This is a genomic window from Geosporobacter ferrireducens, from assembly GCF_001750685.1.
GTDB lineage: Bacteria > Bacillota > Clostridia > Peptostreptococcales > Thermotaleaceae > Geosporobacter > Geosporobacter ferrireducens.
This window is the reverse complement of the sequence record NZ_CP017269.1, coordinates 1225202-1252158: the sequence shown is the minus strand read 5'-3', so window position 1 is coordinate 1252158 and position 26957 is coordinate 1225202. Positions and strand designations below refer to the sequence as shown.

Here is a 26957-nt window from a genome sequence, read left to right as displayed (position 1 = left end):
ATGAAAATTGCTATAACGGGAAAAGGCGGAGTAGGAAAAACAACATTTTCAGCAGTATTAAGTCGACTATTAGCAGACAAAGGTTATAGCGTTTTAGCAGTGGATGCGGACCCTGATGCCAACCTTGCATTGGCATTGGGGTTTCCCCATGAACTGGCAGCGGAAATCGTTCCAATTTCTGACATGAAAAATTTAGTAGCAGAGAGAACGGGATCCCAACCAGGTTCCTTCGGCACAATGTTTAAGATGAATCCGAAGGTTAGTGACATACCGGAGAAATATTGCAAGGAGTACAACGGTGTAAAGCTCCTGACTATGGGAACGGTTGATTCCGGAGGGTCAGGCTGTGTTTGCCCAGAGCATGTATTGTTAAAAACCCTTACAACCCATTTAATTATTGGCAATAAAGATGTGGTCATTATGGACATGGAGGCAGGAATCGAGCACTTGGGCAGAGGAACTGCAAAAGGGGTAGACTTCTTTATTGTGGTGGTAGAACCGGGGGAGAGAAGTTTGCAGACCTATAGAAAAGTAAAGCAACTAGGTGAAGATATCGGTGTGAACAAGGTTTATGTAGTAGGGAACAAAGTGCGAAACAAAGAGGATGAAGACTTTATTTTGAATCATGTAGATTCCAATGCATGCCTTGGCTTTATTCACTATAATCAAAGCGTAATCGATTCTGATCGTGCTAATCTTTCTCCTTACGATCAAAGTGAGGAGACTAAGATAGATATTGAAAAAATATATCAAAAACTGAGGGGGTTTTCCGATGTACAAATCTGATATTGAAATCGCTCAGGAAGCGAAACTGCAGGACATCAGAGAAATTGCCAAAAAGCTAAATCTTACTGAAGCTGATTTAGAACTTTATGGCAAGTACAAAGCAAAAGTAGATTACAATCTGCTTAAAAAGGACAATGGGGGTAAAAAGGCAAAGTTGATCTTAGTTACAGCCATTAACCCTACACCAGCAGGAGAAGGTAAAACCACTACTACGATCGGTACTGCCGATGCTTTATCAAAACTTGGAAAGAATACTTTAGTTGCACTGCGGGAGCCATCTTTAGGACCCGTTTTTGGGGTAAAAGGAGGAGCAGCTGGCGGCGGATATGCTCAGGTTGTACCGATGGAGGATATTAACCTTCACTTTACAGGTGATTTCCATGCAATTGGAGCAGCAAATAACTTATTAGCAGCAATGATTGACAATCACATTTATCAAGGAAACCAATTAGGCATCGATGCAAGAAAACTAACCTGGAGAAGAGCGATGGATATGAATGACCGTCAACTTCGAAACATGGTTAACGGCTTAGGTGGAAAAGGAAATGGTGTTCCAAGAGAAGATGGATTTGACATCACGGTTGCTTCCGAGGTAATGGCTGCTTTTTGTCTTGCAAGCGATATTATGGACTTGAAAGAAAGACTCGGAAATATCATTGTTGGTTATACAAAAGACGATCAACCGATTCTGGCAAGACAGCTTAATGCCCATGGTGCAATGGCTGCACTGCTAAAAGATGCACTTAAGCCAAATCTTGTTCAAACATTAGAAGGAACACCAGCTTTTGTACACGGTGGACCATTTGCGAATATTGCTCATGGATGTAACTCTGTAATTGCAACAAAGATGGCTGCACATTTTGCGGATTATGTTGTTACAGAGGCCGGCTTCGGTGCAGACTTAGGTGCAGAAAAGTTCTTAGATATCAAATGTAGAATGGCAGGCTTAAGTCCTGATGCTGTCATTATTGTAGCAACAGTTAGAGCGTTAAAATACAATGGTGGCGTTTCAAAGAGCGAATTAAATCAAGAGAATTTAGAAGCATTAGAAAAAGGTCTTCCAAACCTGTTAAAACATGTTGAGAATATTACGAAGGTATTTAATTTGCCAGCTGTAGTAGCCATCAACAGATTCCCGCTAGACACTGAAGCCGAATTAGAATTAGTAAGAAGAAGATGCGGCGAACTTGGCGTAAACGTTGCACTTTCAGAAGTATGGGCAAAAGGCGGCGAAGGCGGGCAAGAATTGGCTCAAGAAGTATTGAAATTGATCGAAAAGGGTGAAGCAAATTTAACTCATCCATATGAATTAGATATGCCAATAAAAGAAAAAATTAGAGCGATTGCTCAAAAAGTTTACGGTGCTGATGATGTAGCTTTCGCAGGTGGAGCAGCCAAAGAAATCGATAGATTAGAAAAATTAGGCTTTGGCAACTTGCCGATCTGTATGGCGAAAACACAGTATTCTTTGAGTGATGATCCAAATAAACTTGGTAGACCTACGGGCTTTACGGTAACGGTAAGACAAGTAAAAGTATCTGCCGGTGCAGGCTTTATTGTTGCATTAACGGGTGAAATTATGACAATGCCTGGTTTGCCGAAAGTACCATCTGCAGAAAAAATCGATGTAGATGAAAATGGTGTAATTACAGGATTATTCTAAGAATCTCGCAATTCCGATAGGATTTAGAATATATGAAAAAGTGCGGTACAAGGAAAAAATAGCGATCGTTACATAGAATAAAAAAGACTTTTCCTTGTACTGTATACTTTTTCAAAAATATAGATGACTATCATCTATATGTGGTTTTTTTTAATTTCGAAATGGAAAATTATGTTAATTAGATAGGGTGTGAGGATCTTGAAATTAGTTGAACAAAGCTGTAGTGAGTTTACAAGTCTTCTTTCTTCTAAAGCTGCAGTTCCAGGAGGAGGAGGAGCAGCGGCATTAGTAGGGGGACTGGGAACAGCCCTTGCAGGCATGGTATGCAACCTGACCATAGGAAAAAAGAAATATCAACACGTAGAAGAAAATGTAAAAGAAATTTTAGCGAAAGCAGAACAAGTGCAAAGAGAATTGTTAGATATGGTAGATGAAGATGCGGAGCATTTTTTACCACTTTCTAAGGCTTACGGTATGCCTTCCAACACAGAGGAAGAGAAGAATGAAAAAGCAAGAGTATTAGAAATTGCATTGAAACAAGCTTGCGAAGTACCTATTAGAATTGTTAAAACCTGTTATGATGCTATCAAATTACATGAAGAGTTGGTGGATAAAGGATCAAAGCTGGCCATTAGTGATGTGGGTGTAGGGGTACAATGCTTGAGAGCAGCACTGATCAGCGGGCAGCTGAATGTTATGATTAATATTGGAATGATTAAAGATGAAGATTACGTCCAAAGGGTAAAAACGGAAACAGAAAAGCTTGTTCAAGAGGGCACCAGAATTGCAGATGAGGTATATCAAAAAGTAGAAAAAGTGCTATATGTGTAAGATTTCATTACAAATAGATTAATTTAAATTAAGGGGGTTTTTGTAATGGGTGAAATTATTAAAGGGAAACCAGTAGCAGACAAGATTGCAGAAGAATTAGCAGTAGAGATTGAAGTACTTAAGGGAAAGGGCATTTCACCAAAACTGGCAATCGTTAGAGTTGGAGCAAGACCAGATGATCTAGCTTATGAGAAGGGCGCATTAACACGATGTAAGAAGGTAGGCGTAGAAGCAGAGGTTCATGAGTTTTCTCAAGAGATCACGCAAGCAGAATTTATTGCAGGTGTAAAAAAACTAAATGAAGACAAGAATGTACATGGAATTCTTGTTTTTAGGCCACTTCCAAGCCACTTAGATGAAAAAGAATTAAAGCATGTCATTGCAGCTGAAAAGGATATCGACTGCTTGAGTCCTGTAAATGAAGGAAAGCTAATGGAAGGGGACAAAACAGGATTGGCACCATGTACGCCAACGGCTGTAATGGAAATTTTAAAGCATTATAATGTAGAATTACAAGGTAAAAATGTGACTGTGATTGGGGCTTCTATGGTAGTAGGAAAGCCTGCTGCAATTCTTTTATTAAATGAAAATGCAACCGTTACGATTTGTCACATCTTTACAAAGGATACAGCAGCGATGGCGTGCCAGGCAGATGTTGTTGTCGTAGGCTGCGGGGTACCGAGATTGGTAAAAGAAAGCTGGATTGCAGAGGGTGCTGTTGTGGTAGATGTAGGGATTAACGTAGATGCAGATGGAAATATGTGTGGAGATGTAGATTTTGATAAGGTAGTAGATAAGGTAGCTATGATTACACCGGTACCAGGTGGCGTTGGTGCAGTAACTACATCCATTTTAGCAAAAAATGTAGTAAAAGCTTGTAAATTGCAGAATAACCTTTAAGACTTGAAGGTGTATTCTTTAAATAGATGATATAGAAAATTAATCGGTATTTATAACGTGTATACAATATTCTTTATGTGTAAGGAGGCGTGGGGGAATGATTATTTCTCAAAAGAAGTCCCAAGAGGAACTGTTAAGTTTTCTGAAAGGAAGTCAGAAAATTGCCATCACAGGATGTTCTCTATGTGCATCTACCTGTAAGGTGGGTGGTGAAGAGGAAATTCTTGAATTGAAGGCATGGCTGGAAGAAGAGGGTAAAGAAGTTACTGGCTATAAGGTGTTGGATCCTGCTTGTAATTTATTAAAAACTACAAAGGATCTAAAGAAAATGAAGGAAGAGTTAAAGGATGCGGATGCAATTCTTTCAGTAGCCTGTGGCGATGGTACCCAAACCGTAGCCAAAGCAGTAAAGCTTCCTGTATATCCTGGCGTAGATACCATGTTTATCGGAGAAATTGAAAGAGTTGGCCAATATGAGGAATCCTGTAGAGCCTGCGGTGAATGCGAGCTTGGCTGGACTGGCTCTATTTGTCCCATTACACGATGTGCGAAGGGCTTGGTTAATGGTCCCTGTGGCGGTGCAAAGGATAAAAAGTGCGAAGTCAACAAAGAGAATGAATGTGCATGGATCATGATCTATGAAAAAATGAAAGAGCTTGGACAGTTGGATAAACTGATGGAAGTAAGAGAGCCTAAGAACTATCAAAAATCTAATAATCCAAGAAAGATCAATTTAAGAGAAGCCAATAAAGAAGCCGTAGAAGCCTAAGGCAGTAAAGGGGGATTAGCATGAGTTTATTAAAAGAAACATTAGACAGAGGCGGATTTGCTGTAACAGCAGAAATGGCGCCTCCAAAGGGAACTGATTTTGCTCACTTGTTAGAGTGCGCTAAAGCAATAAAGGGAAGGGTACACGGCGTTAATGTAACAGATTTTCAGTCAGCGGTCATGCGTGCAACATCTCTAGTTACTTGTAAGCTTTTAAAGGATGAAGGTTTAGAGCCTGTACTTCAAGTGACAGGAAGAGACAGAAACAGAATCGCGATTCAAGGAGAACTGCTTTCTGCTAGTGTATTCGGGATTAAAAATGTTTTATCCTTAACAGGAGATCATACAGTGGTTGGTGATCATCCTCAGGCAAAGCCTGTATATGATCTGGACTGCATCGGTATTCTTCAAGCTGCTACGATTCTTGCCAGCGGAAAAGACATGGTAGGAAATGAATTAAAGGGAACACCGGAGTTTTATCTAGGAGCTTCTGTTACGCCTAGATTTGATCCATTGGAGGTTCAACTCTTCAAAATGGAAAAGAAAATCAAAGCGGGTGCAAGATTCTTTCAAACCCAGGCCGTATATGACTTAGAAACTATGAGAGAGTTTAGAGAAAAAACAAAAGCTATGGACGGAAAAATTCTTGCGGGAATTATTCCGTTAAAATCAGTAGGTATGGCAAGATTTATGAATAACAATGTGCCGGGCATCCATGTACCAGAAGACGTAATTGCTAGAATTAAGGCTGCAGAAGATAAGGTGCAGGAAGGTATTAAGATTGCTGGTGAGTTTATCAGACAATTAAGGGAAGAAAATCTTTGTGATGGCGTACACATTATGGCCATTGGCGCAGAGGAAAATGTACCTGCCATATTGGATGCAGCTGGACTATAAGTGAATAGAGGTGGAACGGCATGAAAATCGTAGTAATTGGCGGAGGTCCTGGGGGATATGTAGCCGCCATTAAAGCAGCGATGATGGGTGCAGAGGTAACGATCGTAGAAAAGGAAAAGGTAGGCGGCACCTGTCTGAATGTAGGATGTATTCCTACAAAAACTCTGTTGGCTTCCTCAGAAATTTTAGAAGCAGTAAAGGAAGCCAAGGAATTCGGTATTAACGTTTTGGGCGATGTTCAAGTAGATTTTCCAGCTGTTATGAAGCGTAAGGATAAGATTGTTGAGCAGTTGGTAAAAGGGATTGAATTCATATTTGAAAGTAAAGGCGTTAAGTTGGTAAGGGGCTTTGGCCGATTAGCCGGTAAGGATAAGGTTGAAGTAACGATGGCTGACGGTGCAAAGGAGATCCTCGAAGCGGATAAAATTATCCTTGCCACCGGTTCCGTTCCCATTGTACCGGGAATGTTTCCCTATGACAGAGAGCGTATCATTACTAGTGATGAAGCATTGTTTTTACAGGAAGCGCCAACATCTTTAATTATTGTTGGAGGTGGCGTCATAGGCTGTGAGTTCGGACAATTCTTCAGCAAAATGGGCACAAAAATCACAATTGTCGAAATGGCGGAACAATTGCTTCCATTTGAAGATGAAGATGTAGCAAAACAGTTGTCAAGGGCTTTTAAAAGAGATAAAATGAAGATGATACATGGTGAAAAAATTGTCAATTGCGTAGTGGAAGGCGATGTAGTTAAGGCTACTTTAGAGGGCGGAAAAACCATTGAAGCGGAAAAAGCATTGATTTCCGTAGGAAGAAAGCCCTATCTAGAGAACCTGGGCCTTGAAGAAGTCGGCATTGAAGTAAGAAATGGAAAAATCCTTGTGAATGATCAAATGGAAACAACAGTTCCAGGAATTTATGCTATTGGAGATATTGTAGACAGTCCTTTCTTGGCTCACGTAGCTTCTAAAGAAGGGTTAGTAGCTGTAGAAAATGCAATGGGTAAGAGCAAGAAAATCAGCTATAAGGCTGTGCCAAGATGTGTCTATACAGATCCTGAGGTAGCGGCAGTGGGTATTACGGAAAAACAGCTTATTGAAAAAGGTATGGATTACCATGTAGGCAGATTTGAATTCAGAGGTTTGGGAAAAGCTCAGGCCATTGGAAAGTTCCAAGGTTTTGTAAAGGTGCTTGTAGATCATGAGGATAAAATTGTAGGAGCATCTGTGGTAGGACCTCACGCAACCGATTTATTGGCAGAACTGACAGTAGCAGTACACTTAGGGTTAACGGCTGAGGAAGTGGGAGATGTGATTCATCCGCATCCAACGCTGTCGGAAGCTTTGATGGAAGCACTGCATGATGTGCATAAAGCTTGTGTTCACTCATTGTAAAGAATAGGTCTTTTAAAGGGCCTGTCTTCAATCGGAAAACATATGCTAAAATCCGGAGGGCTTTTGTATATTACAGGACTAGGAGGATATTCATATGGGTTATACAATTGCTGTAGCTGGTAAAGGTGGTACTGGAAAAACAACATTGACAGGTCTTTTAATAGATTATCTCGTGAAAAAGGGAGAAAAACCGATTCTTGCAGTGGATGCCGATGCAAATTCTAATTTGAATGAGGTACTCGGCCAAGAAGTTGAAGCAACAATTGGGGAAATTAGAGAAGAGGTTAGTCAGAGAGAGCTGACGGGAAACAGCTTTCCAGGGGGCATGACAAAGGCACAATATCTGAAATATCGATTAAACACGGCCTTAATCGAAGGAAGTGGATATGACCTTTTGGTAATGGGAAGATCAGAGGGTCAAGGATGTTACTGCTATGTGAACGGAATTCTCAGAGAACAAATTGATTCTCTTTCAGACAGCTATAAATACTTAGTGATTGATAATGAAGCGGGTATGGAGCATCTCAGCAGGAAGACAACGAAACATATCGACACATTATTGCTGGTCAGCGACTGCTCCAAGAGAGGCATTCAGGCAGTCGGGAGAATTAAGGAATTGGTCAAGGAGCTGGAACTGCAGGTATCGAATATCCAGCTGATTGTTAACCGGGCACCAGAGGGCAAACTTGAGGAAGAAACGGTTCAAGAAATCGAAAAGCAAGGTTTAAATTTAGTAGGGGTGGTTCCTTTAGATCCGACGGTTTTTGAATATGATGCTAAAGGAATCCCAACGGTAAAAATGCCGGAGGATGCCGTATCCAAAAAGGCATTAATAGATATATTTTCAAAACTAGAATTTTTAAAGTAATCATTTAAGGGGGCGATTTTAGTGGCATTTAAAATGTCAGTACAGGGCTTTAAAGGAAAAATTGGAGAAGTAACGATAGGAACCGGCGATAAAGCCATTACATTAGGTGGTCAAAATGCCGTTGCATTCTTCGAGACAGAGGGAGAAGGTGCAAACACTCCAAAAATTGGTCTGGAGATATTGGACGTTTATCCGGAAGAATGGATAGCTTCACTGCAGGAACTATACAAGGATGTAGCTCAGAATACTGTACAGTGGGCAAAGTTTGTTGAAGAAAAATTTAATCCTGATTTTATCTGTTTGCGATTTGTAGGAGCAGATCCTAACGGATTAAATAAACCGGTAGAAGAATGTGCTGAAGTAGCAAAAGCTGTAGCGGAAGCAATTACTTTACCGCTGGTAATCGCTGGAACCAATAACCATGAAAAAGATGCAAAGCTTTTTGAAAAGGTTGCTGCAGCTGTAGATGGGCATAACTGTCTATTCCTAGCAGCTACTGAAGATAACTATAAGGCAGTAGGTGCTGCAGCAGGCCTGGCTTATCAGCACAAGGTCGGAGCAGAATCCTCTGTAGATATCAACCTTGCAAAACAGCTGAATGTTTTATTAGGACAATTAGGTGTTAAAAATGAGGATGTTGTCATGAACATCGGATGTGCAGCGGCTGGTTATGGCTTTGAGTATGTGGTATCCACTATGGACCGTATCCGGTTGGCTGCTTTGGGACAAAACGACAAAACCTTGCAAGCACCTGTAATTACGCCAGTTGCTTTTGAAACTTGGGGAGTAAAGGAATCTATTGCTGAATTGGAAGATGCGCCTGAGTGGGGATCACGTGAAGACCGTGGTATCGCTATGGAGGTTTCTACAGCGGCTAGTATTATTACGGTTGGCTCTGATGCAGTAGTTGTTCGTCATCCAAAGTCATTGGAAACATTACGAAATTTTGCAGGGGCATTGGTATAAATCATAAAGATCAAATCTATATAGATACGTTTATATTAAATGAATTTGAATAAGGGGGAAAGAAAAAATGGCTTTAACAGGATTAGATATATTTAAATTGACTCCAAAAACAAACTGTAAGGATTGCGGATTTCCAACTTGTTTAGCATTCTCCATGAAGGTTGCAGCCGGTGGAGCGGAAATCAGCAAATGTCCACATATGAGTGCGGAAGCGTTGGATAAATTATCAGAGGCAACAGCACCGCCAATGAAAACTGTAAAGATCGGTAAAGGCGAAACAGAGTATGTCCTTGGCGGAGAAACGGTTTTATATCGCCATGAGAAGACTTTTGTAAACAGAAATCGATTTGCAGTAAGCTTTAAAGATAGTATGACGGCAGAAGACGTTGCTGCTAAATTAGAGAATATAAAGAAGGTTAATTATGTAAGAATTGGAGAGGAAATGAAGGTTGAAATTGCTGCCCTTCAGTATACCGGCAACAAGGATGCCTACATAGCGTTAATCAAACAAGTGAAAGAAAGCGGACTAAAACTTGTTTATATGCTCGTCTGTGAAGATACGGCAGTACTGCAAGATGCATTGGCACTAGTAAAAGATGAAAATCCAATCGTATATGGTGCGACAAAGGATAACTATGAAGCAATGGTCAACCTGGTGAAGGGTGACAAATTGCCATTAGGTTTAAAAGCAGCAAATCTTGAAGAATTATATGGCCTGGTAGAAAAGGTACAAGGTCTTGACTATAAAGAGTTATTGCTTGGAACAGGAACCGACAGCATTAAGGATGCGGTGCAGAGCACGCTGCAAATCAGAAAAATAGCATTAAAGGAGCAAGACAGAAAGTTTGGATATCCGTCCGTAGTATTTGCAAATGAATTGGCAAAGGGAGACAAATACCTTGAAATCTCGCTAACCTCTCTATTCACATTAAAATACGGTTCCATCATTGTATTAGAAGATATCGATTATGCGAGAGCATTGCCGTTGTTTGCATTAAGACAAAATGTTTATACAGATCCACAAAGACCAATGAGAGTAGAACCAAAGCTTTATCCAATCAATGGTGCCGATGAAAATTCACCAGTATTGGTAACTGTAGACTTTGCATTAACATACTTCATCGTAGCAGGCGAAATTGAAAGATCTAAGGTTCCGGTATGGCTGGCAATTCCAGATGCAGGGGGCTACTCTGTATTGACAGCATGGGCTGCAGGCAAGTTTGGCGGCAGCAGCATTTCCAGCTTCATTAAGGAAAGCGGAGCTGAAAATACAACGAAGAACAGAAAGTTAATCATTCCTGGAAAAGTAGCTGTATTAAAGGGTGATATCGAAGACAATCTACCAGGTTGGGAAATTGTTATCGGTCCAGACGAGGCAATGCATTTACCGCAATTCTTAAAGAAATTAAAATAGGGAATATATTCTGCAGAGGATGATGAACCTGTCGTTTCGTAAAAGTAAGCAGTTTTTAGAGGTCATAAGGAAAGCGGAAAGCTTTTCCTTATGACTTTGAAATAAAAAATGGGGGGTAAAAAAATGGAAAAATTTCTTGTAATAGGTGAAAGAATTCACTGTATTTCACCATCTATTCGTAAAGCCTTGGCAGAAAGAGATCCAGAGCCAATTTTAAAAAGGGCAAAGGAGCAAATTGAAGCAGGTGCAGATTATGTAGATGTGAACATTGGACCGGCTGAGAGAGATGGAGAGGAATTAATGACTTGGGCAGTACAGTTGATCCAATCCAATTTTGATAATGTTCCATTAGCATTAGATACTGTAAATAGAAAAGCCATTGAAGCGGGCCTAAAGGCATATAACAGCGAAAAAGGCAAGGCGATCATTAACTCAGCAGATGCAGGCCCAAGAATCGATTTATTCGAATTGGCAGCTCAATATGATGCGAAAATCATCGGACTATGTGCAAAAGAAGGTATTCCTAGAGACAATGAAGAGCGCATGGCTTATTGTACAGAGATGCTTGAAAAAGCTATGGAAGTAGGAATGGATCCTACAGACATTCTTTTTGATCCATTATTCCTTGTTGTAAAAGGAATGCAAGAGAAGCAAAATGAAGTATTGGAAGCAATCAGAATGATTACGGAAATGGGTTTAAAAACAACCGGAGGATTAAGCAATATCTCCAATGGTGCACCAAAACATATTCGCCCTACAATGGATGCGGTTTTTGCAGCAATGGCAATGCAATGCGGCCTATCCTCAGCCATCATCAATCCATGTGACAAGGAATTAATGGATACAATCAAAACTTGTGACGTAATTAAAGGAAACATACTGTACGCTGATTCCTATCTAGAATTATAATTTACATAAAAAAATGATGACTTTAAAGGGAGGGAATGAAAGATGAACTTGTTTCAAACGATTTTTACAGGTTCAAACCAGGCAGTAAGTGCAGCAGAAGGTTTACTGAAGCAAGCAATCGAGCAAAAGGGCAGAGATCATAAGGTGGCTTTTCCTGATACCGCCTATGCACTACCGGTAATCTATGCTGCAACTGGAATTAAGATTACTACCTTAGGAGAGCTTGAAGGGGCTATTGGCATCGTAAAAAGCTTGATCGTAGAAGAACTTCAGTTGACGCAAGCGTTAAATGCAGGATTGGCTACTGCAGTTGCAGCTGAAATCATCGAAGCAATTAAATATGCAATGAATGAAACCCCTTATGAAGCTCCTTGTGCAGGACACATTACTGACCCAATTATCCGTTCTTTAGGAGTACCATTGGTTACGGGGGATATTCCAGGTGTTGCGGTTGTATTGGGTGAATGTCCAGACAGTGCTACTGCTGCAAAAGTGATCAAAGACTATCAATCAAAAGGTCTTTTAACTTTCCTTGTTGGCAAGGTTATCGATCAAGCTATCGAAGGCAATGTAAAAATGGGATTAGAGCTTCGTGTAATTCCATTGGGTTATGATGTAACTTCTGTAATTCACGTTGTATCAGTGGCCATCCGTGCCAGCTTGATCTTTGGTGCTGTAGAGCCAGGTAAATTGGATAAGCATATGGAATACACAAAAAACAGAGTTCCGGCCTTTGTAAATGCATTTGGCCCATTAAGCGAATTGGTAGTATCTGCCGGTGCCGGAGCAATCGCTTTAGGCTTCCCGGTAATTACAGATCAAGTCGTGCCTGAAGTACCAACCCTGTTATTAACACAGAAGGACTATGATAAAGTAGTTGCAACTTCCCTTGAGGCAAGAGGCATTAAAATTAAGATCACAGAACTTCCAATTCCGGTTGCTTTCGCTGCTGCTTTCGAAGGTGAGAGAATCCGTAAGGATGACATGTATGCTGAATTTGGTGGCTCTAAGACAGAGTGCTGGGAGTTATTAAGAAAGAAGGACTTATCTGAAATAGAAGACCATAAGATTGAAATTATCGGTCCAGATATTGATGCTGTAGACGGAGATATTAAGAGATTGCCATTGGCAGTGCTTGTTGACGTTGCGGGCAAAAATATGCAGGAAGACTTTGAGCCTGTATTGGAAAGACGTATTCACTATTTTATGAACTATACAGAAGGTGTAATGCACGTTGGACAAAGAGATACGACTTGGATCAGAATTGGTAAAGAAGCATTCGAAAAAGGTTTTAGATTGAAGCATTTTGGAGAGATCCTTTATGCAAAAATGCTTGATGAATTTGATACAGTAGTAGATAAATGTCAAGTAACCATTATTACCGATGCAGAAAAGGTGAAGGCATTAAAAGCAGAATATGCAGAGCCAAGATATGCAGCAAGAGATGCACGCTTAGCATCATTAACCGATGAAAGTGTAGATACTTTCTATTCCTGTAAACTTTGTCAATCCTTTGCACCTGCCCACGTATGTATCGTTACGCCAGAAAGGCTGGGACTTTGTGGTGCGGTTAGCTGGTTAGATGCAAAAGCTACGAAGGAGCTTGATCCAACGGGACCATGTCAGCCAATCGTAAAAGAGGGTGTTGAAGATGAAGTAAAGGGTATTTGGAAATCTGTAAATGAGTATGTAGAAGAAAACTCCCAAGGGGCAGTAGGTAGAGTAACCCTATACAGCTTAATGGAAGATCCAATGACTTCCTGTGGATGCTTTGAATGTATCGCTGGTATTATGCCAGAAGCAAATGGTATTATCATTGTAAATAGAGAATTCCCAGGCGAAACACCGGTGGGTATGCGTTTTGGTGAATTAGCTTCTATGACTGGCGGCGGTGTTCAAACGCCTGGATTCATGGGCCATGGTAGATACTTCATCTCTTCGAAAAAATTCATCTCCGCTGAAGGTGGAACTTCCAGAATTGTATGGATGCCGAAGGAATTAAAAGAGTACGTTAGAGATAGATTAAATCAAACAGCAAAAGAAGTACATGATATCGATAATTTTGTAGATATGATTTGTGACGAAACCATTGCAACAGATCCAGAGAAGGTAGTAGAATTCTTAACTGAAAAAGGACATCCGGCATTAACCATGGATTCAATCATGTAGAAAAGGGGGAATCTTGATCATGTATCCAGAGAATTTAAAGTATTATCAAAAGCATACCTGGGTAAAAGTAGAAGGGGATAAGGCTTTGATCGGAATTACCCACTATGCTCAGGCAAAGCTTGGAGAAATATTATTTGTTGAAATGCCTGAGGTAGGTGATGAACTGAAAGTCGGAAAGGACTTTGGGGTTGTAGAATCATCTAAAGTGGCATCAGATCTCTATGCGCCAATTTCCGGAGAAGTACTGGAGATCAATGAGAGATTAGATGAAGAGCCAGAGTTTATCAATGAAGAACCTTATGAAGCTTGGATCGTAAAAGTTCAGATTGCTGATGAATCAGAATTAGATGCATTATTAAGTGCAGAGAGTTATGAGGCAACATTGGCTTAAGTAAAAGTTAAATATCTTTTCCCCTTCGGGGGAAAAGATATTTTTTGGAGGTATAACATTATGGTTAAAGTAAGGTTTGTACCAGAGAACGTAGAAGTGAAGGCAGATCTGGGAGAAAATCTGTTGGAGGCTGCAAGGCGTGCCAATGTTTTTGTGGATGCGCCATGCAATGGGAACGGCTCCTGTGGAAAGTGCAAAGTAAAGCTAAAGGAAGGAAAAGCAGAGACAAAACAAACCCATCATATTAAAGATCAAGAGTGGGCGGAAGGTTTTGTATTGGCTTGTGAGACCAAAATTTTAGAGGATATTACCGTAGAAATACCTAATAGTCATGCTACGAATATGTCAGGAATGAGAATTGAAGGAATATCAGAATCTCGAGAAAAGGAAATTTTTGAAAGGGCCCGTAAGCAAGTGATTGATAATGGAATGTCCTTTGGCTCCTATGTAAAGAAGGATTATCTGGAGATTGAACTGCCCACATTAGATGATAATATTTCTGACTGGGATAGGATAAAAAGACATCTCCGTATTCATTTAGGTTTTAACAAAGTATTTTGCAGACTGCCGATGCTCCGAAAAATTCCAAATATGCTGAGGGACAATGATTTTAAGGTTACCATCACCCATATACCCAGAGGAGATAACCGCACCACCATTGTGAATATCGAGGCTGGAGATACTCGAAATCGATTGTATGGTGTGGCCTTAGATATTGGGACTACCTCTGTAGCGGCTTGCCTTGTAGACCTCTATGAAGGAAGGCTTTTGGCAAAGGCTTCCTCTGGTAATGCACAAATGAAATATGGCGCCGATGTGATTAACCGAATTATTTATGCGACCAAGAGGGGCGGACTCGAAAAGCTGACTCATGCCATCATTCATGAAACGATTAATCCACTGTTGACAAAAATGTACGAAGAGGCAAACGTAGGGAAAGATGAAGTGATTGCCTTCGTTGCGGCTGGCAACACCACCATGTGTCACTTGCTGTTGGGCGTATATCCTGATCATTTGCGTAGAGAACCTTATATACCGGCTTTTATTCGTGCACCATTCATTAAAACATCGGAATTAGAGTTAGAAGCAAATCCAGAAACCTTTATCTATATTGTACCTTCAGTGGCCAGCTATGTTGGAGGAGATATTACTGCGGGCGTATTATCCTCAGGCATATGGGCATCTGAGGAAAATGTATTGTTCATTGATTTGGGTACTAATGGAGAAATTGTGTTTGGAAACAAAGATTATTTCATGACTTGTGCATGCTCTGCAGGACCAGCTTTTGAAGGCGGTGAAATCAGTAGTGGTATGCGTGCAGCTCCTGGTGCCATTGAGCGAGTCTCTATTGATCCATTCACACGAGAACCTCAGATGAAAATTATCAGCGAAGAAACGCCTAAAGGGATTTGTGGTTCTGGATTAATTGATTTGATTGCGGAAATGATGGTTACGGGCATCATTGATCGGAGAGGAAAATTAAACAGAGATTTAAAAACGCCGCGGATTCGATTTGATGAATATGAAATTGGTGAATATGTACTTGTGTTTAAGGAAGAATGGAACCTGGAAGAAGACATTACCGTTACAGAAATTGATATCGACAATTTTATTAAGGCTAAGGGAGCTGTATATTCCGGAGCGGCCACTTTGATTGAGAGCCTGGGTCTGGACATGAGCATCATTGACCGTGTATATATAGCAGGTGGAATCGGCAATAGTTTAGCCATTGATAAGGCTATACAAATCGGTTTGTTCCCTGATATTGATAGAGACAAATATGTTTATATCGGCAATAGTTCGCTGATGGGCTGTTATCTGACACTGATGAGTGAAGATGCACGCAGAAAACTTGAAACGATTGCAGGCCAAATGACCTATATGGAGCTGAGTGCTTATCCAAGCTATATGGATGAGTTTATATCTGCTTGCTTTTTACCTCATACAGATATTGAACGCTTTCCATCGTCATCGGTGAAAATAAATAATCAATAGATTGTTAAGAAGATTTCTCTACAGATAAGAACTTGCAGAGGAATCTTCTTTTGTAAAGTAACTTAACTATAGACTGTCTGAAGATCCGAAAGGAAAAATGCCATGAATACAGTTTTAACACTATCTAAAAATGCTTGCAACAATTGCTACAAATGTATACGAATTTGTCCGGTAAAGGCAATTTCTTTTAATGACCGACGAACAAAAATAGAGCAAAGCCGATGTATTGCCTGTGGAAAGTGCTTTATCCTATGTCCTCAAAATCCTCAAAGTAATCGGAATAATTTAATTAGAACAAAGGCTTATCTTGCTAATGGGAAAACACTGGTTGCTTCTGTAGATCCCGCTTATGTGGCCTACTTTGGTGAAGATTATAAGCGTCTTGCAGGTGTATTAAAGCAGCTGGGATTCCAGTATGTTGAAGAAACGACCTTAGGGATAGATAAGGTTTATGAAGAATACCGAAAAAGTATCTTTTCCAAAGAGCAAAAGTATTTTATTACAACCACTTGCTCTACGATGAATCTGTGGGTGCAAAAATACTATTCAGAACTGAACCCTTATATGCTGCAGGTAGTACCACCTATGATCGCCCATGGAAAAATGCTCAAAGAAAAATATGGGTACCAGTGTAAGGTTGTTTATTTTAGCCCGTGTATTGGGGCGAAAGCGGAATTTATTGAGTTTGTGAAGGAGGGGGCAGTAGATGCTGTATTTACTTTCTATGATCTTGAAAAATGGATAAATAAAGAAGAAATAGATTTAGCCAGCGCGGAAGAAAGATCTTTTGAAGATGAAGGTACGAGGCAGGCGAAACTTTTTCCCACTGAAGGCATTTTTGCTTTAAGAGAGCTGGCTGGCCTTGATGGAAGGGACTTCATCCGCGTAGAGGGTGCGGGACAATGTAAAGAGGTACTGGAGTGTATGAAACAAGGAAGTTTAGAGCCTGCAATCGTAGAACTATGTTTTTGTAATAATGGCTGTATTACGGGATCATCCTTTTCGCGAAGCAAAGGAAATCTTTTCAAACGAAAAAAACAGGTATGCAGATATAGTGAAACGGCAGCAGAACGTGTAATAAAAGAAGCCGAAGGATTTCCCTTTGACTTTTCACGCAGCTTTAGTGACCGAAAACCGGAGCATAAGATACCGGAACGGGACGTCCTAGAGAGTATCCTCAAGGAAATGGGAAAAATGAAGCGAAGTGACGAGCTGAATTGTGGTACTTGTGGCTACCAAACTTGCCGACAAAAAGCTGAAGCCATTTACAATGAAATGGCTCAAACCTATATGTGCCTGCCTTTTATGAGAAATAAGAGTGAAACTATTTCCAATCTCATTTTTGAGCATTCGCCAAACTTCATTTTTCTTGTAGGAAGAGATTTAAAGATTAAGAGTATCAACCCTGCAGCGATTCATCATCTACAGGTTGAAAAAAGTGAAGGGGATGATCTTCATCTGGTATCTATCATAGATTTTTCAAACTTTGTAGAAGTATTTGAAACGAAGAAGAATATCTATGGTAAGAAGATCCGTCTGGAGGATAAGAATCTGACGGTGATCTTGAACCTTTTATATATTGAAAAGCAGGATGTGATTCTTGCCATTCTAAATGATATTACAAAAGAAGAGGAAAAGGAGAAAGAACTGCTGCGAATGAAGAAAAACACAGTGGAAGCAGCAGAGCACGTCATTGCAAAGCAAATGCGTGTAGCCCAGGAAATTGCCAGCTTGCTTGGAGAAACTACTGCAGAAACCAAGGTGATTTTAACAAGGCTAATGGAGCTTACACTCAACCAATCGGGGGATTAAGAGATGGAATACTTTATTGAAGTAGGATGGGATCAATTAAATAAGACTGGAGAAGAGCTTTGTGGGGATCAGGTGGAAGTGGTAAGAACTGAGGATGGAATGATTGTAGTACTTTCTGATGGCCTGGGCAGCGGTGTGAAGGCTCATATCTTGGCCACAATGACGGCGAAGATTGCTGCTACGATGCTCAAAGAGGGATTAGATATAACAGAAGTAGTGGATACCATTGTAAATACTTTACCAATTTGTCAGGTGCGAAAAATTGCCTACTCTACCTTTACGATTGTGTATGTCCGGCATAATGGTGAGGCTTCCATCATTCAGTTTGATAATCCACCCATTTTTTATTATGATAAAGAGGGAAATCAGGTTTATAAAAATTCCGGAGTAGCGGTAGAGATTAATGGGAAGAAGGTTTATCAAAGCAAAATTCAGCTCCAGAAAGGAGACTGCGTCATTGCTGTATCTGACGGCGTAATCCATGCTGGATTAGGAGTGATCTTTAATCTAGGCTGGACTTGGGAAAATGTAGCCCAATATTTAAATAGACTATGTCCGAAGCACAACAGCCTATATATTTCAAAGGCATTAATTGCTACGTGCCGTGACTTATATGACGGAAAGCCGGGGGACGATACCACTGCAGTTGCAATACAATTGAAAGAGCCGAAGTACATAAATTTATTTACAGGACCGCCTCTGCATAAGGAGAATGATGCTGCTGTGGTGCAGCAGCTGGTGCAGAGTCCTGGGAAAAAAATAATTTGTGGAGGTACTGCAGCCAATATTGTTGCCAGAGAATTAAACTGTGATATGCAGATGGATCTTACTACTGTGACAGCACAGATTCCTCCGATTACGCACATGAAGGGTTTTGAATTGGTAACAGAGGGAATTCTAACCCTCCGGGAAACCTTAGAGCAATTAAAACTCTTTCATACCCATTCGCTGACAAGGGAGATTTCAGGCAGAATAAAAGAAAAGAATGGTGCAGCCATGCTGACGCAGATACTCCTTTATGATTGTACCCACGTAAATTTTTTTGTTGGGAGAGCTGTGAATCCAGCACATCAAAGTCAGGATGCAGCTTCAGCTATACCCATGAAATTAAGAATCGTAGGGGAATTGATAAATATGCTTAAAAAGATAGGGAAAGTGGTTTATGTACACTATTATTAAAATAGGAGGAATGGAAATGGATTATCAAGCAGTAAAAGAAGATCGGCAGGGAAAGGTACCCTATGAGTTTATAAGGGATATTTTTAAGGATAAAGATCCTTTCATGATGTCAGAATTGGCAAGCGCCCCCTATGACCCGGAACGTCAACGCTTCACAGTACATATGATGGGAAGCCTATACTATGTTCAGTATCCTGCTGGTGAAGTCTACACTGAGGAAGGGGAACCCATAGAGGTATATGCAGTCATGACGCTTTTTTTGCGCTATTTGGCAAATGCCAGAGGAATTCCCCCTACAGGCAAGGATATCACCTACAAGGAAATACCCGGAGGACATGTGTATTACAGTAATTTTAATAGCCGTACCATCATGAGATTGGCAAGAGCTTTCGGCAACCGCTTGGAGGAAGTAAAGGAAGCCTTTGAAGCCATTGGAGGCCAGCTTGTAAAGACAGGAGATATAGGCTGCCGTTTTCAATTCATGAATAATGTCTACCTCACGTTTATCCTTTGGAAAGGAGATGAGGAGCTTGCTCCTGCTGCCAACATTTTATTTGATATGAATACGCCCTATTATTTTGATGCAGAGGATCTGGCAGTGGTAGGGGATGTGGCTGTTGGTGTACTGAGGAACCATGGAAAAATTCCGAATTGGAAGGGCCTCTATGAAAATAAGCATAAAAAAGAGGAATTGATTTAGATAATTCCTCTTTTTATCTATTACATATGCTTCTTTGCTTCAACCAGCATGCCATTGGCCATTTCCATATACTCAATCGCTTTTTGGATATGGGCAGCAACCTCTGGGCGATCCATCATTTTTGCTTTTTCTACCCATTGTTGGAAGCTGTCCTGATGGGAGCGGTTATGGTTAATCCAATGAACCAGCAGTACACGAAGGGTTTTCTCATCATTCTCTATACTTGCTGGTGATGGATGTTCATGGTTGTGGTCTCCATGGTCATGATCGTGGGGATGGTCGTGACCATGACTTTGAGCGTGGTCGTGCTCATGATTATGTACATGATGATGCTCATGTTCATGATGGTAGCTGTGTCCGCTATTGCTTTCATGGGTATGTCCGTGGCTGTGATTGTGTTCATGATTGTGAGAATGATCATGATGGGTATGAGAATGATGGTTTTTGTCATCAGAATGCATAATAATATCTCTCTCCTTTTTCTTAATAGTTATGATAACCCTTCAGGCAATCATGGGTGATTTGAAATTTGATAGTTCTGATAGGGCTTGTCAGTTTATTTAATATTGAACTCTTTTTTTAGAATGCCGATTGCATCCTTAATCAACAGCATTAATGGTTTGTTTTCCAATCCAACCAATTCAAAATTATCAGGCAGAATCGGCAGCAGAATTTTTAAAGCTTCAGCATCTGCAATAGCTGTAGCAATCCTAGGGGTAACCTCTCCCATCATGGCGTTGGGTATAACTAAGGAAGCAGGACCCAAAATGACACTGGCTTTTTTAATGGATACCATGATGGCATTTTCTCCAGTTGCTCCCTTATTGGCATGATTTTTCAGCATGGCAGAGGTTGCTGTTGCATTGGTTCCAAGACCATATATTTCAAAATGAGGAGGAAGCTCCTGCCGAAGATGTGTTACAATCTGGCTCCCGATTCCTCCACCCATTCCATCTATTACTGCAATAATCATCTATAGGTCCCCCAAATTTCATTATTTCTTTTCTTCGATGATAATCTTGTGGTCGATCAGACGAATTTCTTTTACATAACCCTCAACAATTTTTTGCTCTCCTAATAAATCACTTAAGTATACTTTACCATTTTCGGGTTTCATGTAAACAACATTCTCCATGATTTTCTTTTCACCTTGAGGTGTTGCTAGGTATGCAATGGACTCACACATGTTCATTCCTCCGTTTTTATTGTAAATTTGCAAAAAGATTCCTCTAAGGCTGTTTCGACAGCTTAAAGAAATCTTCATGATTTCAAAATACATATTACAGGTCTCTTTGTTAAAAGCATATCATAAATTCCTAAGTTTCGTCAATGCAAGTTTTCTGAATGTATTGAAATGTTGAAAGGATTTAAATGATATATAAAACCTGTAAATCCATTTTGCTATTGGTTTATTTACTTAGGAATAGGGGTAAAATATGGACGAGCGGAGGTGTATCCATGGAAAAAAGATTCTTAAATCAAGAAATCAAACAGATATTAGAGAAACTGGAGAATGGAAGAAAAATACAGATTGAAAAGGAATTGCAAATAGTGAACAATCCTAGAACTGTAGGTGAACTTTTGCAGGAACTGGAAAAGCATATCGAGGAAAAGAGTTCTCTAACAACTCATTTTTTTAAAGTGATTGAGACGTTGGAACTGGAAGAATTATTTCCTTATATATTGAATACTATTGATAAGATGGACAGCAGTATTTTTAAGGAATATGCTTTCCAATCCTTATCCGCTGTTTCTAAAGATGCGGAGGAAGTAGGGAAATATGTGCCATCTGTATTAAAAGTGATTGAAGAATCCACAGATTATCGCGTAATTTACCAAGGTGTAGTTGCTCTGTACAAAATGGCTAAAACCCACCCCCAGTTGGAAAGTCAGCTGAAGGAAAAAAGAATCTTTGTCAATTTATCTGTCATACAGGATATTCTCAGCATGTTGAAGCACGTAGACAAATGGGAACCAGATTTTCATAAAAACAGTAATGTCCGTACACCATTAGGAGATCCTGATGAATTCTTTGCCTTTGCCAGCCAGTTTATTGCTTTTTAATAACCAGCAGAAAAACATTTGCAATACAGTCATAGAATTAAATATGACTGTATTTTTATGACTGAAAAAAGGATAATGGAAATAAAGCGGGAAGAATATAATTTAGTGATAAGAATTGGAGGGATAATTTATGAAATACGAAATAAGGGGAGGGAACCTTCCTGTTGTGATTTTAGAGATGCAGCGGGGAGAGACTGTTTTTACAGAATCCGGAGGTATGGGGTGGATGACTGCTGGATTCGACATGGATACCAACATGGAAGGGGGTCTTTTAGGCGGAATTGCGAGAAAACTGTCGGGAGAGTCTCTCTTTATGACCAATTATCATTGCAGAGAGACTACTGGAACGATTGCATTTCCAGCTTCTTTTCCAGGCACCATTATTCCATTGAATCTACAGGGTGGACAGTCAGTGATTTGTCAAAAACGAAGTTTCCTGGTAGGAGAGCGATCTGCAAAGCTGGAGATCCATTTCAGGCAGCGTTTTAGCGCCGGATTGTTTGGCGGCGAAGGCTTTATATTGCAGCGGGTTACCGGTCCAGGTATGATCTTTGTTGAGATCGACGGCTCTGTTATCGAATATGAACTGCGTGCAGGAGAAGAATTAAAAGTGGATACTGGACACGTGGCCATGTTTGAACCTTCTGTGCAGTTTGAAATTGAGAGGGTTAAAGGAATTACCAATATGCTTTTCGGAGGGGAAGGGTTATTTCTGACGAGGCTTCGCGGTCCAGGAAAGGTATGGCTACAGACCATGCCAATTCCAAACTTAGCTGGACAATTGATGCCTTTCTTGCCAACTGGAAAGAGTGAGTAGTCTAAGCGATGTACATTGCTAAAAAGAAGACATTTTTTCACAGGGACAGATCATGTATCTGCCCCTTTTTTAATCTTTATCTAGATCTAATCCATATTTGTCAATCTTATATTGCAGGGTTTGCCTGGAGACTTTGAGTAGTTTAGAAGCTTTTGACATATTGCCTGCAGATTTTTTAAGTGCTTTTTTGATCATAGATACCTCTATGGCCTCAATGGCTTCATTTAGCGGCAGAATGCTTTCTTCAGATTTTGGAGAAATCAGAAAATCTTCCAGGAGGGGTTCCTGTAAATGATTATATTTTTCTGTAATATAAATAGGCAAGTGATCAATATGAATTGTATTTGTATTGGTTATATTCATGGCGGCTTCGATGATATGCTGTAATTCTCTCACATTACCGGGCCAATCATAGGTATAGAATAACTCTGCTACTTTTTTTGATACGGTTGTGACTGCTTTATTAAATTTATGATTGTAGATAGAAATAAAATAATTTGTCAGAAGCATAATATCCTCTTTCCGGTCTTTAAGCGGCAAGAGTTTGAAGCTGATTACACTTAGCCTGTAGAATATATCATCTCTCAATAACTTTTTGTGAAGTGCTTCCAAAGGATCGACATTCATGGCAGCAATAATTCTTACATCCACCTTTTTATATTTAGTATCACCAACCCGTTTGATTAATCCGTCCTGTAATACCCTAAGAAATTTTGCCTGCATGGACCAAGGCATAGAATTCAGCTCATCTAAAAATAAAGTGCCGCCATCGGCCAACTCAAAAATTCCAGGTGTATCGGAAGCGCCGGTATAAGCGCCAACCACACTGCCAAATAGGGTGGTTTCCATCAATGTTTCAGGAATAGACGCGCAATTTTGCGCAATAAAAGGTTTGTGCCTGCGATAACTATGATTGTGTATGGATTGAACAAATAATTCTTTACCTGTACCTGTACTGCCGTATATGAGTATGGGAGAAGAGCTGTCTGCAATCAGCTTAGCTTTTTCAATATTTTCAAGCATATACTTGTTTTGCGTAGTGATATCCTTAAATGTATATTGAGCAAGATTCAATTCGCAAGGAAGCGGCTTTTTTGCGGGAAAATTAGTTGGTCTGCTGCATTTACGTTTTACATCTTCATTGGTGGTAATGTCTTTTGACAATTCTACAGCACCTAGTATTTTGCCATTCTTAATAATTGGAATGGTTATATTTTTTGTTGTTAAAATTCTCCCACGATAATCCGAGAAGGTTTGATGACTTTTTGTTATAGGAATACCCTGTTTTAGGCAATTGTAGATCGTGCTTTCTTCAAGGCTATCCAAGTTATATACTTCTAAATAATTCTTATTTAATACATCATATGTATCGCTTTCGTTATCAAATCTAGGGTTATATCGTACGGTATATACAATTTTACCGTGTTGATCTACCATTGTTATTCCATCAATGTAGTTAATATCTAATAAATCTTTTACGTTATAATCGTTGTCAAACATTTTCCGCTACACCTCCAATTATATTCAGAGAATAAACTGCGAATATGCGTAGTTGATACTAAAAATTCTAGCACAAAAATTAGTCCTTTAACAGAATAAATCACAGAATATGTCAGAAAATTTTAAGCAATATTGCAGAAAATTTTGCATCTATTCAAAAAACTGTAAGGGAAGCAGAAACCATTAAATGACGTAACAGCCTTAAATACACAGTTTTAAATATATGAGAATTTTGCTATGGAGTGGCATGTTCTTTGCAAATTGACTATGGAGACTAAAATAAGGAGGGATACTTTTGGAGCTTGAGGTAAGGGAGATTTTTATCAAGGATGTACAGTTTGGAGATAAGATTGAAATCATGGATCACATACTGTATATCAATAAAGATGAGATTGCTGATTTATTAAGAGCAGACGAAAGGATTGCGGGTGTAAAGATAGACTTAGCCAGGCCGGGGGAGTCCGTAAGAATTATACCTGTAAAAGATGTAATTGAACCAAGGGCCAAGTTGAATGGGGATGCTTTTCCAGGAATTGACGGAAAAATAGAAGCAGTAGGCAGTGGTGTAACCTATGCACTAAAAGGATGTTCGGTGATTACTACCGGACCGATTGTGGGATTCCAGGAAGGAATCATCGATATGTGTGGTCCTCTTGCAGAATACACTCCTTTCGCCCACCTGAATAATATTGTAATCCACATTCAGAAAAAAGAGGGTTTGCATCCCCATGAGCATGAGGAGGCAGTAAGAATTGCCGGAATTAAAGCTGCTCATTATATTGCTAAGAAGGTTCTGAACGCAGAATATGATAGGGCAAATAAATATTTCTGGAATCATTTCGGAGACAGCGCTTCCGACACGAAGGAACTGCCCCGTGTTGCCTATGTATATCTTTGCATGAGCCAGGGACTTTTGCATGACACTTATTTTTACGGCAAAGACACTAAAAAGATTTCACCAAGCATCATTTCACCATTAGAAGTATTTGATGGGGCCATTGTCAGTGGAAATTGTGTTTCGCCAGGATCAAAAACAACTACCTTTCATCACCAGAACAACGCCGTTATACGAGAATGTTTTAAAAGACATGGATTGGAGATAAATTTTGCCGGCATTGTTTTAAATCCTTTAATGGTAACCTTAGAGGATAAAATTAGAAATTCCGTATTTACTGTAAAGCTCGTAGAGATGCTTGGCGTAGAGGGTGTAGTTATATCCCAGGAAGGGTTTGGAAATCCCACAACGGATTTGATGATGATTTGCGAAAGATTAGAGAAAAAAGGGATTAAAACCGTACTCATAAGTAATGAGGATGCAGGTGTAGATGGTAAGTCAGAGTCTCTTCCTGATGGAACCGTTAAAGCAGATGCGATTGTTTCAACGGGCAATAGCAATGCGACTATAAAAATTCCACCTATGGATAAAATACTGGGAGACCTCCAGGCCATTGAGCATGTAACAGGAGGTTTTGTGGGCTCAATCCAAGAAGACGGGGGATTGATTATAGAAATTCATGGGATTATGGGAAGCCATAATTTGCAGGGCTACAGTAAGCTCAGTGCAGTGACTGTTTAGGAGGGGGACGAATGAAGAGAGTTATTTTTTATACAAATCAATTTTTTGGACAAATTGGAGGGGAAGATCAGGCGGATGTACCTCCGCAAGTGCGAGAAGAAGTTATAGGACCCGCTAATCTTTTCAAAGACCATATAGGCGGTGAAATTGTTGCAACGATCATATGTGGAGACAACTACTATGCGCAGAACATGGAAACTGCAAGAGCTTTCGTATACCAGCAAATTGAAAAATATAAACCGCAGTTGGTTATTGCAGGTCCGGCTTTTAATGCAGGAAGATTTGGGATGGCCTGTGGAGACATCTGTGCCAGTATTGAGGGAAAGTATAATATTCCGACTTTGACTGGGCTGTATGCAGAAAATCCTGCAGTAGATATTTACAAAGATAAAACTTACATCGCCGAAACGGGTAACTCAGCAGCAGCTATGAGAAAAGCCGTACCGCTGATGGTAAAATTGGCCAATAAATTGCTAAATGGTGAGAAATTGGGACTTCCAAAAGAAGAAGGATATATTCCAAAGGGTATTCGGATGAATATATTTAAGGAAAAAACAGGAGCAGAAAGGGCACTGGACATGCTGATAAATAAACTGTCCGGCAAGCCATATGAAACAGAAGTTCCTATACCTGAGTATGAGGCCATACAAGCAGCAAAGGCTGTAGCAGATTTATCCAAAGCTAAGATTGCATTATTAACGTCAGGGGGTGTTGTACCTAAGGGAAATGCAGACCATTTGCCGGCGGCTACAGCAAAATTTTGGATGAAGTATGACATAAGAGCACTTGATTCTTTGAATGGAGGTGAGTATGAATCTGTGCATGCAGGGTTTGATCCCGTTTATGCCAATGACAATCCTAATAGAATTGTACCTCTTGATATTATGCGAAGATTAGAAAAGAAAAGGAAAATCGGCAGCTTATATGATTACTTTATTGTAACGACGGGAAATTCTACATCCGTTGCAGATGCAACCAGAATGGGAAAAGAAATCGCAGAGGAGCTGAAAAAAGCAGGGGTAGATGCTGCAATTATGACGAGTACCTGAGGTACTTGCACACGTTGCGGAGCAACGATCGTAAAAGCAGTTGAAAGTGCTGGAATCCCAGTAACACATATTTGTACAATCACACCGATTTCAAAAACGGTGGGAGCTGTTAGAATCATAGGTGCAGTAGCAATTCCCTATCCTATTGGTGACCCTGCATTACCAGAGGATAAAGAGCAAGAAAAAAGAGTTAAATTAGTAGAAAAGGCATTGGATTTACTAAAAAAGGATTATTAATTTTATTTTTGAAGAAAGGAATGAAATTATCAGTATAAGTTAATAGGATACCATTTACTCTCTAAGTTGTTT

At 40.0% G+C, this 26957-nt stretch carries 25 protein-coding genes; 21 read left to right on the top strand and 4 right to left on the bottom strand.

Annotated features, from left to right (window positions below; genetic code table 11):
• The 17 genes from Gferi_RS06370 (at position 1) to Gferi_RS06290 (ending at position 19642) form a co-directional block, all read left to right on the top strand.
• The gene (locus Gferi_RS06370) at positions 1-786 is read left to right on the top strand and encodes an ATP-binding protein (protein WP_069974787.1); all 786 of its coding nucleotides are present in this window, start codon (positions 1-3) and stop codon (positions 784-786) included.
• On the top strand, positions 773-2449 hold the full coding sequence (locus Gferi_RS06365) for a formate--tetrahydrofolate ligase (RefSeq protein ID WP_069974786.1): 1677 nt from the start codon (positions 773-775) through the stop codon (positions 2447-2449). The genes Gferi_RS06370 and Gferi_RS06365 overlap by 14 nt, the downstream gene beginning before the upstream one ends.
• Positions 2450-2647: 198 nt before the next feature.
• Positions 2648-3280: a cyclodeaminase/cyclohydrolase family protein gene (locus tag Gferi_RS06360; RefSeq protein ID WP_069974785.1), complete on the top strand. Its 633-nt coding sequence runs from the start codon at positions 2648-2650 to the stop codon at positions 3278-3280.
• A 45-nt stretch (positions 3281-3325) separates the two neighbouring features.
• Positions 3326-4180, top strand: coding sequence for a bifunctional 5,10-methylenetetrahydrofolate dehydrogenase/5,10-methenyltetrahydrofolate cyclohydrolase (locus Gferi_RS06355; protein ID WP_069974784.1), 855 nt, complete (start codon positions 3326-3328; stop codon positions 4178-4180).
• A gap of 97 nt (positions 4181-4277) precedes the next feature.
• On the top strand, positions 4278-4949 hold the full coding sequence (locus Gferi_RS06350; RefSeq protein ID WP_069974783.1) for a methylenetetrahydrofolate reductase C-terminal domain-containing protein: 672 nt from the start codon (positions 4278-4280) through the stop codon (positions 4947-4949).
• A 20-nt stretch (positions 4950-4969) separates the two neighbouring features.
• A complete protein-coding gene (locus tag Gferi_RS06345) occupies positions 4970-5845 on the top strand; it encodes a methylenetetrahydrofolate reductase (protein WP_069974782.1) in 876 nt (291 codons plus the stop codon).
• A 20-nt stretch (positions 5846-5865) separates the two neighbouring features.
• Positions 5866-7239, top strand: coding sequence for a dihydrolipoyl dehydrogenase (lpdA, locus tag Gferi_RS06340; RefSeq protein WP_069974781.1), 1374 nt, complete (start codon positions 5866-5868; stop codon positions 7237-7239).
• A gap of 94 nt (positions 7240-7333) precedes the next feature.
• On the top strand, positions 7334-8107 hold the full coding sequence (locus Gferi_RS06335; protein WP_069974780.1) for an ATP-binding protein: 774 nt from the start codon (positions 7334-7336) through the stop codon (positions 8105-8107).
• A gap of 21 nt (positions 8108-8128) precedes the next feature.
• A complete protein-coding gene (acsD, locus tag Gferi_RS06330) occupies positions 8129-9073 on the top strand; it encodes an acetyl-CoA decarbonylase/synthase complex subunit delta (RefSeq protein ID WP_083273409.1) in 945 nt (314 codons plus the stop codon).
• Positions 9074-9140: 67 nt separating this feature from the next.
• The gene (gene acsC / locus Gferi_RS06325) at positions 9141-10487 is read left to right on the top strand and encodes an acetyl-CoA decarbonylase/synthase complex subunit gamma (protein ID WP_069974779.1); all 1347 of its coding nucleotides are present in this window, start codon (positions 9141-9143) and stop codon (positions 10485-10487) included.
• Positions 10488-10610: 123 nt separating this feature from the next.
• Complete coding sequence (gene acsE / locus Gferi_RS06320) at positions 10611-11396, top strand: carbon monoxide dehydrogenase/acetyl-CoA synthase methytransferase subunit (RefSeq protein ID WP_069974778.1); 786 nt, start codon at positions 10611-10613, stop codon at positions 11394-11396.
• Positions 11397-11438: 42 nt separating this feature from the next.
• Positions 11439-13565: an acetyl-CoA decarbonylase/synthase complex subunit alpha/beta gene (acsB, locus tag Gferi_RS06315; protein ID WP_069974777.1), complete on the top strand. Its 2127-nt coding sequence runs from the start codon at positions 11439-11441 to the stop codon at positions 13563-13565.
• A 19-nt stretch (positions 13566-13584) separates the two neighbouring features.
• A complete protein-coding gene (gene gcvH, locus Gferi_RS06310) occupies positions 13585-13956 on the top strand; it encodes a glycine cleavage system protein GcvH (RefSeq protein WP_069974776.1) in 372 nt (123 codons plus the stop codon).
• 60 nt (positions 13957-14016) lie between these two features.
• On the top strand, positions 14017-15951 hold the full coding sequence (acsV, locus tag Gferi_RS06305) for a corrinoid activation/regeneration protein AcsV (protein WP_069974775.1): 1935 nt from the start codon (positions 14017-14019) through the stop codon (positions 15949-15951).
• Between the two features lie 102 nt (positions 15952-16053).
• Positions 16054-17763, top strand: coding sequence for a [Fe-Fe] hydrogenase large subunit C-terminal domain-containing protein (locus Gferi_RS06300; protein ID WP_069974774.1), 1710 nt, complete (start codon positions 16054-16056; stop codon positions 17761-17763).
• 3 nt (positions 17764-17766) lie between these two features.
• Entirely contained in the window at positions 17767-18942 is a 1176-nt protein-coding gene (locus Gferi_RS06295) for a PP2C family protein-serine/threonine phosphatase (protein ID WP_069974773.1), read from the top strand.
• Positions 18943-18958: 16 nt separating this feature from the next.
• Positions 18959-19642 (top strand): DUF3786 domain-containing protein, encoded by a 684-nt coding sequence (locus Gferi_RS06290; protein ID WP_069974772.1) that lies wholly within the window; start codon positions 18959-18961, stop codon positions 19640-19642.
• A 20-nt stretch (positions 19643-19662) separates the two neighbouring features.
• Here Gferi_RS06290 and Gferi_RS06285 read toward each other — a convergent pair whose 3' ends face one another.
• The 3 genes from Gferi_RS06285 to Gferi_RS06275 form a co-directional block, all read right to left on the bottom strand.
• Positions 19663-20103 carry a hypothetical protein gene (locus tag Gferi_RS06285; protein ID WP_069974771.1) on the bottom strand — a complete coding sequence of 147 codons (441 nt, stop codon included), beginning with the start codon at positions 20101-20103 and terminating at the stop codon, positions 19663-19665.
• A gap of 95 nt (positions 20104-20198) precedes the next feature.
• Complete coding sequence (locus Gferi_RS06280) at positions 20199-20615, bottom strand: DUF3842 family protein (protein WP_069974770.1); 417 nt, start codon at positions 20613-20615, stop codon at positions 20199-20201.
• Between the two features lie 21 nt (positions 20616-20636).
• Positions 20637-20828 (bottom strand): CooT family nickel-binding protein, encoded by a 192-nt coding sequence (locus Gferi_RS06275; protein WP_069981326.1) that lies wholly within the window; start codon positions 20826-20828, stop codon positions 20637-20639.
• 272 nt (positions 20829-21100) lie between these two features.
• Between Gferi_RS06275 and Gferi_RS06270 the strand changes: the two genes are divergently transcribed.
• The gene (locus Gferi_RS06270; RefSeq protein ID WP_069974769.1) at positions 21101-21706 is read left to right on the top strand and encodes a hypothetical protein; all 606 of its coding nucleotides are present in this window, start codon (positions 21101-21103) and stop codon (positions 21704-21706) included.
• Positions 21707-21836: 130 nt separating this feature from the next.
• Positions 21837-22523 carry a TIGR00266 family protein gene (locus Gferi_RS06265; RefSeq protein WP_069974768.1) on the top strand — a complete coding sequence of 229 codons (687 nt, stop codon included), beginning with the start codon at positions 21837-21839 and terminating at the stop codon, positions 22521-22523.
• Between the two features lie 69 nt (positions 22524-22592).
• Here the strand turns inward: Gferi_RS06265 and Gferi_RS06260 are convergent, their stop codons facing one another.
• Positions 22593-24023, bottom strand: a complete 1431-nt coding sequence (locus tag Gferi_RS06260; RefSeq protein ID WP_069974767.1) for a sigma-54 interaction domain-containing protein — start codon at positions 24021-24023, stop codon at positions 22593-22595.
• Between the two features lie 295 nt (positions 24024-24318).
• On the opposite strand from Gferi_RS06260, the gene Gferi_RS06255 reads away from it, so the two are divergent.
• Positions 24319-25599, top strand: coding sequence for a glycine/sarcosine/betaine reductase component B subunit (locus tag Gferi_RS06255; protein WP_069974766.1), 1281 nt, complete (start codon positions 24319-24321; stop codon positions 25597-25599).
• 11 nt (positions 25600-25610) lie between these two features.
• Positions 25611-26885: a glycine/betaine/sarcosine/D-proline family reductase selenoprotein B gene (locus tag Gferi_RS06250; RefSeq protein WP_083273408.1), complete on the top strand. Its 1275-nt coding sequence runs from the start codon at positions 25611-25613 to the stop codon at positions 26883-26885.
• Positions 26886-26957 lie beyond the last annotated feature (72 nt).